We start from the raw sequence: 15,349 nt of genomic DNA, 5'->3' as shown, positions 1-15,349 counted from the left end.
CGATCAGTCCAGGGTGTAGAGGTAGGCCGCGATGTCCTGCGCGTCGATCGCGCTGACGCCCAGCTTCGGCATGGCGGTGCCCGGCTCGACGGCCTGCGGATCCATGATCCACCGTTGCAGGTTGTCCGCGTTGTTGGGCAGCTCACCGGCGACGTAGGAACGGGCGCCGAAGCGGGTCAGCGGCGGGCCCACGAGTCCGTCGGCCCGCGCGACGCCGGGGATGGTGTGGCACGAGCCGCAGCCGTACCGGGCGATCAGCTGCGCGCCCCGGTCCGGGCGGCCGGCCCGGGACTCGGGCGGCGGCGGTGGCGACGTCGACGCGCACCCGGTCACGGCGACGATCGGCAGCACCGCCAGCACGGTCGCCAGAACCCAGAGCCGACCGCTCATCGCACCGTTCCTTCCGTCGTGGTGCCGGTCGCCGCCGGCTTCGGGGGCCGGCCCGGACAGGCGGCGACCAGACGGTCGGGTCGCTCCCGGTTCAGCTGCAGCAGCCAGTTCAGGAAGATCGCCAAGGTGGCCACCAGCACGACCAGGTCCATCGGCGCCCACATCAGCAGCCCGGCGAGCTGCTGGTCGGCCAGCGGGTCGGGGCCGAGGACGCGCGCGGGATAGACCGGTTCGGGGGCGAAGGTGAGGGCCGCGCCGAGGGCCGAGGCGGGCAGCATGGTGCCGACCAGCAGCAGCACCGACACCGGTGCCGGGGTGCGGTGCCCGGCCGCGCCGAGCACGGGCGCCCACAGCAGCCAGGCCGCCGCCACCAGGCTCAGATGCTCGGCGGTGTGCACGACCGGGTGGTCCACCGCGGCGACGTACGGGCCTGGCAGGTGCCACAGCCACAGGACGAGGGTCTGCCCCGCTCCCGCCAGCAGGGCGTACCGGGTCGGACGGCGCAGCCAGCGCACCGGCCGTGCGGCCCGCACGCGGGCCAACTGCCGGCGCAGCGACCGCGGCGCGGCCAGGGTCAGCGGCAGGCCGGCCGCGCCGGCCGCGAGCAGGGGGCCAGCCACCAGCGCGAACAGCATGTGCTGGGCCATGTGCCCGGCGAAGGAGGACTCCGCCAGCCGATGCAGCGGGCCCTGGTCAGCCGCCAGCGCCACCAGCAGCCCGCCGGCGAACGCGCCCACCCGCCGGCCCGGCACCACCCGGCCGGGGCCACGGCGCGTCCACACCTCGTGCACGCCCCGGCCGTAGCCGGCCGCGATCAGGCAGAGCCCGGCGACGACCAGCATGGTCAGCAGGCCGTCCGCGACGTCGCCCGGGCCGGGCCCGTGGGCCCGGTAGCCGCTCACCGCTGACATGGCGGGAACACCAACACGGCGACCCCGCCGAGCACGATGATCGCCAGAAACAGCAGGTTCGCCCAGACGCCCACCACGGCGAGCAGCCGCGACCGGCTCGTCGCCCGGTCCGCGTCGCCCGCCGCCTGCGCCCGCGCGGTCCGCCACCACACGAACGCGGCCACCAGAAGCGATCCCGCGGTGGCCACGGCGGGTACGACCACGGCGATGCCGAGCGCCTGCCAGAGCGGCACGCCGGAGATGTGCTGGGATCCGGCGGCGCAGGCCAGTTCGTCCAGGCTCCAGGCGGCGAGCAGGTGCACCGCCCAGGCGACGGCGCCACCGAGCACGCCGTACCAGAGCAGCAGCCCGCCGGCGAGGCGGATCCGCGGACCGGGCTGGGCGCTCATCACAACCGCGGGGAGAGGTAGATGGTGAACAGGATGGCCACCCACACCGTGTCGACGAAGTGCCAGTAGATGGCGACGTTGCGGACCCGGTCGTGGCGGTGGGCGCCGAAGCTGCCGCCGCGCAGGGACGCGACGAGCAGCCAGCCGATCATGGTCAGTCCGACCAGCACGTGCAGCCCGTGGAATCCGGTGATGACGTAGAACAGCGAGCCGTACGCGTTGGTGGTCAGGCTGAACATGTGCAGCTTCTCGTCGTACTCGGTGCCCTGCAACAGCAGGAAGGTCGTCCCCATCAGGAGAGTGGCCGCCATCCCGAGCCGCAGCCGCCAGCGTTGGCCGTGCCGGATGCCGCGCTCGGCCCACATGACCGGCAGGCTGCTGGGCACCAGGATCGCCGTCATCACCAGCGGCTTGAGCAGCGTCGGGTCCTCGATGCCGGGGGGCGGCCACTGCGGGCCGTACTGGAAGCGCAGGTAGAAGTAGCTGCCGAGCAGGCAGGCGAAGAGGGTGGCCTCGGTGGCCACGAACATCACCATGCCCCACCAGCCGGTGGGCCGGCCCGCCGGCAGTTCCGTGGTGAGCGCCTCGGCGCCGGTGGCCGCGGCCACGACTCCGCCCCGGTCCGTCATGACGCGACTCCGAGTTCCTCGTCCGGGCGGCGCGTCGGCCAGAGCCAGGCCGCGACGGTCGCCGCCACCGCCACCACCGCGGCGACGGCGACCGGGTACCAGGCCAGCAGCATGGCGACGAAGAAGACCAGCAGCGCGCCGGCGAGCACCAGGGGCTTGAAGGTGGGCTCCGGCATCTGCACCGCCCGCTCGGGGCGCGCGTCCAGCTCGCTGGTGAACAGGGTGCGCCGGCCGTGGCTGAGGATGCGGTCCTCGGTCGCTCCCGAGGTGGTCGACTCGACGGTGCGCTCGTCCCAGGTGGGATGCACGCTGTGCACCTGCGGGATCACCAGGAAGTTGTACGGCTCGGGCGGTGACGCGGTGGACCATTCGAGGGTGTCCCCGTCCCACGGGTCGGCCGGCGCGGGCCGGCCCCGCCGCACCGCGTGCACCACCCCGACGAGCACCAGCAGCAGGCTGACCGCCAGCAGGTACGCCCCGATCGTGCTGACCAGGTTCCAACCGTTCCATCCCAGGTCGCCGCGGTAGGTGTAGACCCGCCGGGGCATGCCGAACAGGCCGTAGAGGTGCATGGGGAAGAACGTGACGTGCATGCCGGTGAAGAACAGCCAGAACGCCCACCGGGCGAGCCCCTCGTGGTACATCCGGCCGGTCAGCTTGGGCAGCCAGTAGTAGATGCCCGCGAGGATCGGGAAGACCGCGCCGCCGACCAGCACGTAGTGGAAGTGGGCCACCACGAAGTAGGAGTCGGTGACCTGCTGGTCGAACGCGGTCAGCGCGAACATCGCGCCGGTGAAGCCACCGAGCACGAAGGTCACGATGAACCCGATGACGAACAGCAGCGGCGCGCGGAGCACCAGCCGGCCGAGCAGCATGGTGGCCAGCCAGGCGAAGATCTGGATTCCGGACGGGATGGTGATGATCGTGCTGGCCGCGCTGAAGAAGCTGTACGACAGCTGCGGCAGTCCGGTGGCGAACATGTGGTGTACCCACACCCCGAACGAGATGATCGAGATCGCGACGATCGCCAGCACGATGAGCGGGTAGCCGACGACGCCCCGGCGGGTGAAGGCGGGCAGCACGGCGGAGACGATGCCCAGCGCCGGCATCACGATGATGTACACGTCGGGGTGCCCGAAGATCCAGAACAGGTGCTGCCAGAGCAGCACGTTCCCGCCGTGGGACGGGTCGAAGAAGTGGGCGCCGAACCGGCGGTCGAGGAAGAGCAGCGCGTTGTCCGTGTTCAGCGCCGGCAACGCGAAGATCACCATGAACGCGGTGGCCACGATCGCCCAGACGAACAGCGGCACCCGGTTGAGCGACATCCCCGGCGCGCGCAGCTTGAGCGCGGTGACGATGAAGTTGATCGCGCCCGCCGTGGTCGAGATGCCGAGGAAGAGCAGGCCGAGCGCGTAGACGTCCATGTGCAGGCCGGGGTTGTTCCGCACGTCGTTCAGCGGCGCGTAGGCGAACCAGCCGTTGTTCGGGGCGGCGCCGAAGGGCAGGCTCGCCCACATGAACAGCCCGGCGAACAGGAACACCCAGTAGCCGAAGGCGTTCAACCTCGGGAACGCCATGTCCCGGGAGCCGATCATCAACGGGACGAGGAAGTTGCCGAAGCCGAACAGCATGGGGGTGGCGAACAGGAAGATCATCGCCGTGCCGTGCATGGTGAACAGCTGGTTGTACTCCTGTGGGGAGAGGACCTCCGCCTCGGGCCGGGCCAGCTGGGTACGCATGGTCAGCGCGCCGAGTCCGGCGAGGGCGAAGAAGAACCCGGCGGTGACCAGGTAGCGCCGGCCGATCTTCTTGTGGTCCACCGTGGTGAACCAGGCGCGCAGCGACCGGGGCTCCTCCCAGTGCTCGGTCAGCCGAGCCAGGTCGTCCCGCCCGACGCCGGGCGGTGTGCCGGTGGTGGTGGACATCGTCGCACCTACTCCAGTGACCGCAGGTAGGCGATGAGGTCGGGCAACCGGGCGGCGTCGACCGGCTGCGGGGGCATCGCGTTGCCGGGCTTGACGGTCTGGGAGTTGGCGATCCACCCGCCGAGGTGCCCGGCGTCGTTGGGCACCGCCCCGGCGCCGATGCTCCACCGCGAGCCCACGTCCGACAGGTCGGGCCCCACCCGCCCCTGCGCGCCGGTGCCCCGGATCGAGTGGCAGGCGGCGCAGGTGCCCTGCACGAACGCCTGCTGCCCACGCCGCTCGGCGTCGGTCCGGGGCGCCCGGGCCGGAGCGTCCAGCCGGGCCAGCCAGGCATCGAACTCGGCGCGGGACTGCGCCACCACCAGGAACGCCATGTGGGCGTGCTGGGTGCCGCAGTACTCGGCGCACTGGCCACGGTAGCTACCGGCCTGCCGCGCCTCCAACCAGGTCTCCCGGGTCTCGCCGGCGATCAGGTCCGTCTTCGGCATGAGCTGCGGCACCCAGAAGCTGTGCAGCACGTCGGCGGTCCGCAGGCGCACCTTGACCCGCTCCCCCACCGGGATGTGAATCTCGTTGGCGGTGGCGCCGGAGGCGTCCGGGTAGCGCACCTCCCACCACCACTTGTGGCCGGTGACCTCCACGGTCAGTGCGTCCCGGCCCTGGCCGGCACCGAGCGCGGCGAGGTCCCGCAGGCCGACCCCGTAGACGGCCACCAGGATGACGAAGGGAATCGCGGCCCCGGCTATGGTCACGAACCGCAGCGGCTGGCCGTGGCGCACCCGTGCGGCACCCCGCCGGAACACCAGCGCCCAGGCGAGCAGCGCCATGACCTCGACGAAGACCACCACGGAGATCCAGAACAGCAGCCACCAGAGGCCGCTGATCCGCGCCGCCCCGGTCCCGGCGGGGTTCAACGCCGACGGGCTGTCGCCGGAACAGCCGGCGAGCAGCAGCAGGCCGGACAGCAGCGGCAGCACCGCCCAGGGCCGGCGCTGCCGCCGGGCCGGGCGTGACCTGGTTTCCACTGTCGTCTCCACCGGGAAGAACCCTAATCACGGCCGCCCGGCTTCCTCCGTTTTATTCCGAAAGGCGCTGTATGTGGGGCCGAGCGCCTTATGGTGGGCTCCACAGTCCCCACCCTCAGCGAAGCGCCTCCTGGGCGCGGACAGGGAGATCATGCGCGCCCGCAGCGTGGACCTCGTCGCGGACACCGCCCGGGCCGCCGCCGCCCGCCGAACAATGGCATGGTTCGCCGCCGGGCTCGCCGCCGCAGCAACCGTGACCGGGGGCTGGCTCGCACCACCCGACGAGGTGCAGGGCCACGCACAACGGCTGATGTACCTGCACGTTCCCGCCGCCTGGACCGCATACGCCGCATTCGCCGTCGTACTCGCCGGCAGCGGAGCATACCTGCACGGCCGCGACCTACGCTGGGACCGGTTCGCCCGAGCCGCCGCCGAAGTCGGCGTCACCCTGACCGCCGCAGCCATCGCCACCGGAGCCCTCTGGGGCCGACTGGTCTGGGGCACCTGGTGGGCCTGGGACCCCCGACTCGTCAGCACCGCCCTGCTCCTGCTCACCTACACCGGCTACCTCGCCCTACGCCACGCAGCCGCCGAACACACCGGAACCCACAACGGCAACAACCACCAGACAGCCCGACCGGCCGCGATCCTCGGCACAACCGCATTCCTACTCGTACCGGTGGTCCACTTCTCCGTCCTCTGGTGGCGGTCGCTGCACCAGCAGGCCACCGTGCTCGCCCCCGACCGCCCACCGATCGACCCACGCATGGGCCTCGCCCTGCTCCTCGCCGTGGCCGCCGCCACCCTCGCCGCGCTCTGCGTCCTGCTACACCGGGTGGTCCGGCTGGAACGCCGACTCGGCGCGGACGCCGCCCCCGCCGCCGAGCGCCTCCCGGCCCGGGTCGGATGAGCCGTCGCCGGGCCGGCCGGGCCGCTGTCGTCGCCGTGCTGGCCGCCGCCGGCGCGCTGTTGGTCGCCGCCGCGCTGGCCGACACCCTCACCTACTACCGCACCCCCGCCGAGGTGCTCGGCGACCCCGCCGCGGCCCGGGACCGGGTCCGCCTCGGCGGCGACGTCGTGCCCGGGTCGCTGCGCCGCGACGGCGACCTGCTGGTCTTCCGCCTCGCCGAGGGCGGTCGGGAGATCACCGTCGAGCAGCGCGGCGTGCCGCCGGAGACGTTCCGGGAGGGCGAGGGGGCGGTCGTCGAGGGCACGCTGTCGCCCGACGGCGTGTTCCACGCCGACCACGTCGTGGTCCGGCACGGCAACGAGTACCGCCCGGCCACCAGCCTCCCGGAGCCCGCCCGTGCTCGGTGACCTGGGCACCGCGAGCCTCGCCGCCGGACTGCTCTGCGCGACCCTGACCGCCCTGCTCTGGCTACGGGTGGCCCTGTTCGCCGCACCCACCCGGCCGGCCCGGCTGGCCTCCGCCGCGACCCTGGCGGCCGCCACCGCCGCCTGCGCCCTGCTGGAGGCGGCCCTGCTGCGGCACGACTTCGGCGTGGAGTTCGTCGCGGAGAACGGCGGGCGGCACGTCCCGGCGTACCACACCGTGACCAGCCTCTGGGCGGCGCTGGACGGGTCGCTGCTGCTCTGGCTGCTGGTCCTCGCCGGGTACGCCGCCCTGCTGGCCCACCGCCGCCGGTACCCGGCCCGGCTGCACGCGTACGCCATGGCGGTCGTCAGCACCGTGACCGTGTTCTTCTTCGCGCTGTCCGCGTTCGCGGCCAACCCGTTCCGGCCGGTGAGCCCGGTGCCCGCCGACGGTCCCGGCCCGAACCCGCTGCTGCAGCAGCACCCGGCGATGGGCGTGCACCCGCCGCTGCTGTACGCCGGGTACCTGGGCCTGGTGGTGCCGTTCGCGTTCGCGCTCGCCGCGCCACTGGCCGGGCCGCAGGGGCGGGACTGGGTGCGGGCCGCCCGCCCGTGGACGCTGGCCGCCTGGGCGGCGCTGACCGCGGGCATCGGGCTCGGCGCCTGGTGGTCGTACGCGGTGCTGGGCTGGGGCGGCTACTGGGCGTGGGACCCGGTGGAGAACGCCTCCCTGCTGCCGTGGCTCACCGCCACCGCGTTCCTGCACACCGCCACCCGCCGCGGCGCCGGCCGGGCCGGCTGGAACCTGGTGCTGGCCTGCGCGAGCTTCGTGCTGGTGCTGTTCGGCACGTTCCTCACCCGCTCCGGGGCGGTGTCCAGCGTGCACGCCTTCACGGACTCGCCGCTGGGGCCGATGCTGCTCGGCTTCGTGCTGCTGGCGGTGGTCGCGGCGACCCTCCTGGCCGGCCGGCGGGCGCCCGAGCCGCCCCGCCGCGCCGCCGCGCCGGCCCTGTCCCGCAGCACCGCCGTGCTGGCCAACAGCGTGCTGCTGGTGACGATCGCGGCGGTGGTGCTCGTCGGCACGGTCTTCCCGCTGCTGTCCAGCCCGCTCGGCGGCGTACGCACCTCGGTGGGCCCGCCCTACTACCAGCGGACGGCGGTGCCGCTGGCGGTCGCTGTGCTCCTCGTCATGGGGACGCTGCCGGCGGTCACGGCCCGCGCGGGGGGACTCCGGCGGCTCGCCGTGCCCGGGGGCGTCGCGCTGGCCACCGTCGCGGCGGTGGGGCTGCTCAGCCGGCCCGGCCCGGCGGCGCTGACCGCGTTCGGCGCGGCGGCGTTCGTGCTCACCGGCGTGGCCACGGAACTGGCGGAGCGGATGCCACACCCCGGCCGGTCGCGACGCGGCGACTCCGGCGCGGCCGCCGCCGGGCGCCGGCACCGGCGGCCCGGCCGGGTCGGCGGGCTGGTCGCGCACGCCGGGATCGCCCTGGTCGCCGTGGGCGTGGCCGGATCTGCCGCGTACGGCCGCGACGTGGAGCGGGTCGTCGGCGCCGGGGAGACGCTGGGGGTGGCCGGCGCGTCCGTGCGCCTGGTCGGCGTGGACCGGACCGCCGAGGAGGGGACGATGACCGTCCGGGCCCGGCTGCGGCTGACCGGTGCGGGCGGCGAACGCACCCTCGCGCCGGCGCTGCGCTACCACCCCGCCCGGGACGCCACTGTCACCGTGCCGGCGATCCGCACCGGGCCGCTGCGGGACACGTACGTCACGCTGCTCGCGGTGGCCCCGGACGGCGGCAGCGCCACCGTGCGGCTGGCGGTCAACCCGCTCGTCGGGCTGCTCTGGACCGGCGGCGCGCTGACGGCCGCCGGGGGCCTGCTCGCGGCGGCCGGCGCCGTCCGCCCGCGCCGCCGGGCCGCCGCCCCGGCGGGACCCGGGCCGGTGCCTGCCGGGACGCCGGCATGATCCGCCCCCGTTTCCGTACGCCGCGCGTCGGCCCGGCGCTGGCGCTGGCGCTCACCGCCGCCCTGGGCACGGTCCTCGCCCTCGGCCTGCGGCAGCCCGCGCCGCCGCCGGACTCCGCCGCGGCCCGCGGCACGCCCGCGCCGGCCCCGGCGCTCGCGGGCGCCACCCTGGACGGCGGCCGGTTCGACCTGGCCGACGCCCGTGGTCAGGTGGTGCTGGTCAACGTCTTCGCCTCCTGGTGCGGCCCCTGCCGCGACGAGCTGCCGCTGCTGGTCGACGCCGACCGGCGCTGGTCGCCGCAGGGGCTGCGGCTGGTGGGGCTGAACGTCCGGGACGGGGCCGACGCGGTCCGCGCGCTGCTGGAGCAGACCGGCGCGCAGGGGTTGACCGTGCTGCCGGACCCGGACGGCACCCGGGCGGTCGACTGGGGGGTCCGGGGGGTGCCGGAGACGTTCCTGGTGGACCGCGACGGCCGGATCGTCGACCGGCAGCGGGGCGTGGTCACCGGGCAGTGGCTGGAGCAGCGGGTGGCGCCGCTGCTGGCCCGATGAGGTGGCGGGCCGCCCTCGGGGGGCTCGTCCTCGCGGCCCTGCTCGCCGCCGCCGGCGCGGGGCTGGCCCGGTCGGCCGGCGGCACCGACCGCCAGGACCCGGTGCGCGCCGTGGCCGCCGGGCTGCGCTGCCCGGCCTGCCAGGGCGAGTCGGTCGCCGACTCCCGCTCGCCGATCGCCGCCGCCATGCGGCAGGTCGTGGCGGACCAGGTCGCGCAGGGCCGGGACGCCGAGGAGGTCCGCCGGTGGTTCGTCGACCGGTACGGGCCGGAGGTGCTGGCCGACGCGCCCGGCCGGGCCGGGCCGCTGCTCTGGGCCGTACCCGCGCTGGCCCTGCTGGGCGCCGGCTGGGCCGCCCTGCGTACGCTGCGGCCCCGCGCGGCGCCGCCTGCCCCCGGGCCTGGCGCGCCGACCGGTTCCGGCTCCGGGGCAAGCGCGCTCCCCACCCACGTGCCTGCCGCGCCGCCCGGCCGGGGGGTCCGCCGGGCGTGGCGGGTCGCCTCGGTCGGGGTGGTCGCCCTCGTGGCGTCGGTCGCGGTGACCGCCGGCCGGCTCGACCGGCCGGGCCCGCCGGCCCAGCCGGCGGACCCGGTGACGGTCGCCGTCGCGCTGGCCCGTGACCTGGAGGCGCAGCGGCGCTACGACGCCGCCGCCCGGATGTACGAGGAGGCGCTGCGGGACCGGCCCGACGACGCGATCCGGCTGCGGCTGGCGTTCGCGCTGCTGCGGGCCGGCGACGCCGCCGGAGCGGAGGACTCGGCGCGGAGGGTGCTGGCCCGCGCCCCGGACGCCCCCGACGGCCTGCTCGTGCTCGGGCTGGCGCAGCGCGACCGCCGCTCCCCCGGGGCGGCGGCCACCCTGCGCCGGTTCCTCACGGTCGCGCCGGGGCACCCGGCCGCCGCCGAGATCCGCCGGCTCGTGGTCGCCGGCGGGTGAATCCTGGAAATCGGCCGACGGGCGCCCTGCCCCGATCGCGGCGACCGGTAGCGGGACGCCGGGCACGGGGAGGCGGACACGGACGGTCGGCCCCTGTGGAGCTGCCCGCACGAACGGGGCGGCGAGACGGGGCGGCGAGACGGGGCGGCCAGGGGTCCACGCGGGCTACGCGCCGAGCGGGGCGAGCCCTGCCGGATCGGAGGGGGTGCGGTAGCACAGGCGGGGCAGCTCCACAGCGTCCGACAGAGCGCGGCGGGGACCCGGTCACGGCACGTCAGAGATCGATCCACTCGCTGCGCACCGACGCCTCCTTCAGTGCGGCATCGTCCGGTTCCACCCCGATCCCCGGCCCGGTCGGCACCTCGATCCAACCGTCCCGCATGGTGATCGGCGGGGTGATGTCCCGGGCGAAGAAGCGGTCCGACGCCGACACGTCGCCGACCAGGGAGAAGTTCGGCAGCGCGGCCAGCGCCAGGTTGGCCGCGCGGCCGATGCCGGTTTCCAGCATGCCGCCGACCCACACCGGCACGCCGTGTGCGGCGCAGATGTCGTGGATCCGTCGTGCCTGCAGGTATCCGCCGACCCGACCGGGCTTGATGTTGATGACGGCGGCGGCCCCCGACTCGATCGCCTCGACGGCCCGCGCGGGAGAGGTGACCGACTCGTCGAGGCAGATCGGCGTACGCAGTCGCCGGGCCAGCGCGGCGTGCCCGCGCAGGTCGTCCTCGACCAGCGGCTGTTCGATCATCAGCAGCTCGAACGGGTCCAGTTTGGCGAGGTGGACGGCGTCAGCGAGCGTGTACGCCCCGTTCGCGTCCACCTGCAGGGGCACCGCGTCGCCGATGTGCTCGCGCACGGCGCGGACCGGCGCCACGTCCCAGCCCGGCTGGATCTTCAGCTTGATCCGCTGGTATCCGGCGGCCAGGTAGCCGTCGACCGCGTCGAGCAGTTGCGGGATCGACGCCATGATGCCGACGGAGACGCCGGACGGAACCGCCGGCCGGACGGCGCCGAGGTAGTCGGCCAGCGGCATGTTGGCCTGCCGGAGCTGGGCGTCCAGGATCGCGATCTCCAGCGCCGCCTTCGCCATCGGATGCCCCTTGACGGCGGTGAGGGCGTCCCCGACCGCCGCCGCGGTGACGTCGGGCAGGGCGCTGACCGCGGGAACGAGGAAGCGGATCAGCGCGTCGGCGGCGCCGTCGACGTACTCGGCGGAGTAGAGCGGCTGCGGCAGGGCGACGCATTCACCCCAGCCCACCACATCGGGCGTGACCGCCTTCACCAGGAGCGCCTCCCGGTCGTACTCCACGCCGAACGAGGTCTGGAACGGCGCCACCAGCGGCAGCCGCACCCAGTGCAGCTCGATCCGGGTGAGTTTCACGGCTCGTACGACGGGGTCGTGTGGGCCGGCACGAGGACGTACTCGTGGGTGCTGGTCATGCCCGCCACCCGGTAGTTGTCGGCGAAGAGCGCCAGGAAGCGGTCCCGTACCTCGAAGCGCTCGCGCTGGGCCCGCTGGCGGTCGGTTCTCCGAAGCATCTCGATGTCCTCCGGTACTGCGATCAGCTCTGCGCCGGGGACCACACGGGCGTGCCGCCGCATCGCCCCGGGTTCGCCGGTCATGGCCTGCTCGACCCACTCGGAACGCAGGGCCCACTCGACCAGGAGCCGGTCGGTGCGTTCGTTGGTGTTGACGCCGTCGTCGAGTCGCCCGTAGAAGTCCGGCCGGTAGGCGGTGACCGTCGCGCCGAGCTTGCACAGGTTGAAGTACCCGTTGCGGCAGACCAGCGGGTCGTACGTCCACGAGATGGCGTCGATGCCGCGCTCCAGCGCCCACCTGCGTTGATGCCGCTTGAGCGCGAGCCCCGTGCCGCGGCCGCGTTCCGCCTGGGACACGCCGGTGATGTAGGAGTGCAGATGATCCGGTCGGCCGGTGCGCGCACCGAGCATTCCCACGGTGCACCCGACCATGCGGCCGTCACGGTACGCGCCCACCACGTAGTTGCCGGAGTGGCACAGGGTCCGGAGCAGGCTGACGTTGATCAATTCGCTGCGCTCCGCGTCGGTGCTGGCGCCCCAGACCGTCCACAGCAGCTCCGCGGCGGTCTCTATCTGCTCGCCGGTGTGCAGGGTGGCGATCGTCAGCCCGGCCTGCGACGACGTGGTGCCCGAGCCGGTCGGGTCGGCGTCCGCGCCGACCGCGGTTCGCCGCTCGACCACGGCACCTTCGGTCTTCACCACCGCCACCTACCGTCCTCATGCGCGGAATCGCGACATGCAATCCCTGCTCAGCCTGGAGACATAACCACAATCTAACGCCGGCGTAGCATTCGTCGCAAATACCCGAAAAGGCCTTGCGTTACCCAGGGCGGCATACAAGATAACCCATTCAGGGGAGGCGCCGTCGACCCGGTTCGATCCACTAACGAAAGAGCTGTAGGGCATCCGGCGCCCGGTTGACCAACGCGGCGGCCATGGCGATCTGATCACGGATCCGCCGCACGGAGGCGTCCCACTGTCGGGACAGCCCGGGCCTGCCCTCCAGTCCCTCCCAGACGGACAGCGCGAACCCGTCCAGCCGGGCCGCCGGCATCCACAGGTGCAGCAGGTGATCGACGGCCGGCCGCAGCCGGTGGATGATCTGCACGGGCTCGCCGACCCCGATCTGGCTCTGCTCGATGATCGACAACAGCGCGGTCAGCAACCAGTCGTGCAGCGCCAGATCCTCACACAGCGCGACGACGTCGGCCACCGCCGCCTGCCCCAGCAACAGCCGCACGGACCGCAGGCCGTCCTCCCGGACGGTGAGCCGCACCCGGGCCGCCTGGACGTCCTCGTCGGTCAGCGCCGCCCACCGCAGCACCGTACGGCGCGCCCGCACCGGCGTCCGCCGGTCCAGCAGCGACGACCCCTGCACCTCGGCGAGGAGCCGGTTGCAGAACGCGCCCATGCCCATCGTGGACGCCCGCCTGTCCGCGTCGAGGTGGGCCGCCGCCGTCCCGGGCAGGTCGGTCCGGCCGAGGGTCTCCACCACACCGAGCCGCGCCAGGTAGTGCGACCAGGCCCGCCGGTAGCCGCCCCCGACCGGCTCGACCCGCACCACGGCGGAACTCTGCAACACCCGCCCGCCGGTGAGGCAGACCCGGCCCGTGAGCGTGCCCACGCCGCGCACCCGGGCACCCGAGCGGGCGGCGATCCGGCAGTCCACCCCGGTGAAGGTGTGCGGGCTGACCGCGTACCCGATCGGGCGTTCCGAGACGCGGACGCGCTCGCCGGCCAGCAGCGCCAGCACGTTCTCCGCCAGCTCACGGGGCACGTCGCCGGAATGGCGCAGGGCCGTGGTCTGCACCTCACCCAGGACCAGCACCGTGCACCGGTCCGGTGTCGACGAACAGATACTCGATCCGATCGACCACGGCGGGCGGCAGGGCGATCCCCTCGTCGGCGCCGCGCCCGCCGAGCTGGTCGAGTACGGCGGGATCCACCGCCACCTGCTGCATTATCGTCCGGACCGCGTTCTCGATCGGCAGGAACAGCGGGGCGCAGATCGTCATGGTCCGGTAGGCGCTGAACGGCGCCGCCCGCTCGTTGAGCCGCAGCACCGCGGGCAGCCGACGCCAGTCGTCCGGCAGCTCGTCCGGCAGCGGCCTCGGCACCGCGACCCGGCGGCCCTTGTCCCGCAGGACGCCCAGCCGCAGCAGCTGCCACACGGCGGCCAGCATCGCGCAGGACCACTGCCGGCCCCGCTCACCGTCCCGCCACAGCTCGATGTCGGCGAAGATGGAGTGGTTGACGGCGGCGTTCTCGGCAGGCGGCAGCCACGCGCTCGGCCGCTTCATCGCCTCGTGACGGTCCGTGGCCGGCGAACGCTGCCCGTTGCACAACCACCCTGTGTGACGCACCGGTGGACGGGCCCCGGTGCTGTCCGGGGGTGGGTCCTCCACGATCCGCGCCTCGACCAGTTCGGCCAGCGACAGGCCGGCCGGAGCGTCGTCCGCCGGTTCGGCCGGGTCCGCGTCGGCCGGGTCCACCGGGTCCGCGCACCCGGACTCGCGGGCGAGGTAGTCGAGCTCCAGGCCCCCCTCCCGGGCCGCCGCGAGCAATTTCGGCAGCAGTGTGCGGGGCGACTCCGGCTGCCCGAAGTAATCGTCGATCAGCACGCACGTGCTGATTCGCGCGGTCTTTCCCTGGACCGCGTCGCGGCAGGCGGCCCGGGCGGTCGCGGACCACCTGGCGATTCGACGGAAATGGTCGGTGAAAAAGTCGACGCCCCGGCTGAGGTCGGGGGAGTAGAAATGGCCCAACTCGATCGACAAATGCGAAAGCGGAATGGACTCCACCCGCGCGTCCGCGGTCGACTCGAAGAACTCGGCGTCGGCTCTCATGTGGTGGCCCACACTTCGTCGTCCACGAGGTTCCGGGCGAGCTCGTCGAACGCGGCCACCGTCGACAGGTTGGCGATGTCCCGGGCGACGACGTCGTTGTCGGAGAGCAGCTGCTCGCGCCACTGCAACACCGGATCGAGCGGAACCGAACCGAGCAACGCCAGCCGCCCGACCCGATGCCGGGCGGCGAGCCGCCGCAGGTCCTGGTCGCAGTCGCGCAGCCACGCGACCTGGGCGGGCCGCAGTCCGCGCAGCTCGGCGGAGTCCGGGTCGACCACCGCGGTGCGGACGAACCGGATCGACGCCGCCAGTCGCTCCCGGTCGTGCCCGGCGCGCTCACCGACGTCGAGGATGCCGTCCTTGCCGTAGACGAGGCCGGCGGCGGCCGGAATGTGCTGCCGGGTCCAGCGGTGGAAGACCAGCCAGCGGGCGACCACGCCGCGCAGTGCCGCGTCGGCCGTCGCCTCCAGCACCAACTGGGTCGCGTACGACCGTCCGGCACTGAGGTCGATCAGGCACATGTCGAACTCCTCGTCGAGTGCGAGAAGCAGCCGGACGCACCGGCGCAGGGCCTCCTTGTCCGGCCGGAACTCACCGCCGTCCTGGTCACCCGGGAAGAGCATGAGCTGCCCGGAGCCGGGCGGGCGGTGCCGCAGGCTGGCCCGGGCCGACCGGTTCCACACGTCGATGCGCAGGGGCTCCTCGACCGCCGCGTGCGGGTCCTGCTCCATCAGGTACGAGTGCAGCCCGCCGCCCTCCCGCACGCCCCGCGCGGCGTCGACGATCTGGAAGATCGATCCGGCGGTGGGCGAGCCGAAGTCGAAGTCGAGGTAGCAGACCTCGGCACCGGCGAGGGCGCGGCGGTACACGACGTTGCAGCTCGTGACCGACCTTCCGGTGCCGCCCTTGTCGGACGCCGCGAAGACCAGCAC

Annotated in this window: 16 protein-coding genes; 5 read left to right on the top strand and 11 right to left on the bottom strand. The window is 74.0% G+C overall.

The features are described 5' to 3' along the window. Positions 1-3: 3 nt before the first annotated feature. Genes ACGFIZ_RS11240 through coxB form a run of 6 tightly spaced genes read right to left on the bottom strand, consistent with a single transcriptional unit; the run spans position 4 to position 5,281 of the window. Positions 4-390, bottom strand: coding sequence for a c-type cytochrome (locus ACGFIZ_RS11240; protein ID WP_393418127.1), 387 nt, complete (start codon positions 388-390; stop codon positions 4-6). Beyond that, on the bottom strand, positions 387-1,292 hold the full coding sequence (locus ACGFIZ_RS11235; protein WP_393418125.1) for a cytochrome c oxidase assembly protein: 906 nt from the start codon (positions 1,290-1,292) through the stop codon (positions 387-389). The genes ACGFIZ_RS11240 and ACGFIZ_RS11235 overlap by 4 nt, the downstream gene beginning before the upstream one ends. Continuing rightward, positions 1,289-1,690, bottom strand: coding sequence for a hypothetical protein (locus tag ACGFIZ_RS11230; protein ID WP_393418123.1), 402 nt, complete (start codon positions 1,688-1,690; stop codon positions 1,289-1,291). Before ACGFIZ_RS11230 ends, ACGFIZ_RS11235 begins: the two co-directional genes overlap by 4 nt. Beyond that, complete coding sequence (locus tag ACGFIZ_RS11225) at positions 1,690-2,319, bottom strand: heme-copper oxidase subunit III (RefSeq protein ID WP_393418121.1); 630 nt, start codon at positions 2,317-2,319, stop codon at positions 1,690-1,692. Before ACGFIZ_RS11225 ends, ACGFIZ_RS11230 begins: the two co-directional genes overlap by 1 nt. Continuing rightward, positions 2,316-4,244, bottom strand: coding sequence for a cytochrome c oxidase subunit I (gene ctaD / locus ACGFIZ_RS11220; RefSeq protein ID WP_393418119.1), 1,929 nt, complete (start codon positions 4,242-4,244; stop codon positions 2,316-2,318). Before ctaD ends, ACGFIZ_RS11225 begins: the two co-directional genes overlap by 4 nt. An 8-nt stretch (positions 4,245-4,252) precedes the next feature. After that, positions 4,253-5,281, bottom strand: a complete 1,029-nt coding sequence (coxB, locus tag ACGFIZ_RS11215; protein WP_393418117.1) for a cytochrome c oxidase subunit II — start codon at positions 5,279-5,281, stop codon at positions 4,253-4,255. A 139-nt stretch (positions 5,282-5,420) separates the two neighbouring features. Between coxB and ccsA the strand changes: the two genes are divergently transcribed. From ccsA to ACGFIZ_RS11190, 5 genes are read left to right on the top strand one after another with little or no spacing between them, the layout of a single operon-like run. Further along, positions 5,421-6,179 carry a cytochrome c biogenesis protein CcsA gene (gene ccsA / locus ACGFIZ_RS11210; RefSeq protein WP_393418115.1) on the top strand — a complete coding sequence of 253 codons (759 nt, stop codon included), beginning with the start codon at positions 5,421-5,423 and terminating at the stop codon, positions 6,177-6,179. Then, positions 6,176-6,586: a cytochrome c maturation protein CcmE gene (locus ACGFIZ_RS11205; RefSeq protein WP_393418113.1), complete on the top strand. Its 411-nt coding sequence runs from the start codon at positions 6,176-6,178 to the stop codon at positions 6,584-6,586. Before ccsA ends, ACGFIZ_RS11205 begins: the two co-directional genes overlap by 4 nt. Beyond that, positions 6,576-8,546 (top strand): heme lyase CcmF/NrfE family subunit, encoded by a 1,971-nt coding sequence (locus ACGFIZ_RS11200; RefSeq protein WP_393418111.1) that lies wholly within the window; start codon positions 6,576-6,578, stop codon positions 8,544-8,546. The genes ACGFIZ_RS11205 and ACGFIZ_RS11200 overlap by 11 nt, the downstream gene beginning before the upstream one ends. After that, positions 8,543-9,097, top strand: coding sequence for a TlpA family protein disulfide reductase (locus ACGFIZ_RS11195; RefSeq protein WP_393418109.1), 555 nt, complete (start codon positions 8,543-8,545; stop codon positions 9,095-9,097). The genes ACGFIZ_RS11200 and ACGFIZ_RS11195 overlap by 4 nt, the downstream gene beginning before the upstream one ends. Next, positions 9,094-10,032, top strand: a complete 939-nt coding sequence (locus ACGFIZ_RS11190) for a cytochrome c-type biogenesis protein CcmH (RefSeq protein ID WP_393418107.1) — start codon at positions 9,094-9,096, stop codon at positions 10,030-10,032. Before ACGFIZ_RS11195 ends, ACGFIZ_RS11190 begins: the two co-directional genes overlap by 4 nt. Positions 10,033-10,306: 274 nt before the next feature. On the opposite strand, the gene menC is transcribed toward ACGFIZ_RS11190, so the two are convergent. The 5 genes from menC to ACGFIZ_RS11165 all read right to left on the bottom strand — a co-directional run bounded on the left by menC (position 10,307) and on the right by ACGFIZ_RS11165 (position 15,349). Then, entirely contained in the window at positions 10,307-11,413 is a 1,107-nt protein-coding gene (gene menC / locus ACGFIZ_RS11185) for an o-succinylbenzoate synthase (RefSeq protein WP_393418105.1), read from the bottom strand. After that, complete coding sequence (locus tag ACGFIZ_RS11180; protein WP_393418103.1) at positions 11,410-12,270, bottom strand: GNAT family N-acetyltransferase; 861 nt, start codon at positions 12,268-12,270, stop codon at positions 11,410-11,412. Before ACGFIZ_RS11180 ends, menC begins: the two co-directional genes overlap by 4 nt. 184 nt (positions 12,271-12,454) lie before the next feature. Then, positions 12,455-13,399: an SCO2521 family protein gene (locus tag ACGFIZ_RS11175; protein ID WP_393418101.1), complete on the bottom strand. Its 945-nt coding sequence runs from the start codon at positions 13,397-13,399 to the stop codon at positions 12,455-12,457. Then, the gene (locus tag ACGFIZ_RS11170; protein ID WP_393418099.1) at positions 13,383-14,417 is read right to left on the bottom strand and encodes an SCO2522 family protein; all 1,035 of its coding nucleotides are present in this window, start codon (positions 14,415-14,417) and stop codon (positions 13,383-13,385) included. Before ACGFIZ_RS11170 ends, ACGFIZ_RS11175 begins: the two co-directional genes overlap by 17 nt. Beyond that, entirely contained in the window at positions 14,414-15,349 is a 936-nt protein-coding gene (locus ACGFIZ_RS11165; protein WP_393418097.1) for an SCO2523 family variant P-loop protein, read from the bottom strand. Before ACGFIZ_RS11165 ends, ACGFIZ_RS11170 begins: the two co-directional genes overlap by 4 nt.

Origin of the sequence: Micromonospora sp. NPDC048830, from assembly GCF_043198215.1 — a bacterium.
In the GTDB taxonomy this organism is placed as follows: Bacteria; Actinomycetota; Actinomycetes; order Mycobacteriales; family Micromonosporaceae; genus Micromonospora.
Note: the sequence above shows the minus strand (reverse complement) of the source record. Positions and strands in the feature narration are given on the sequence as shown.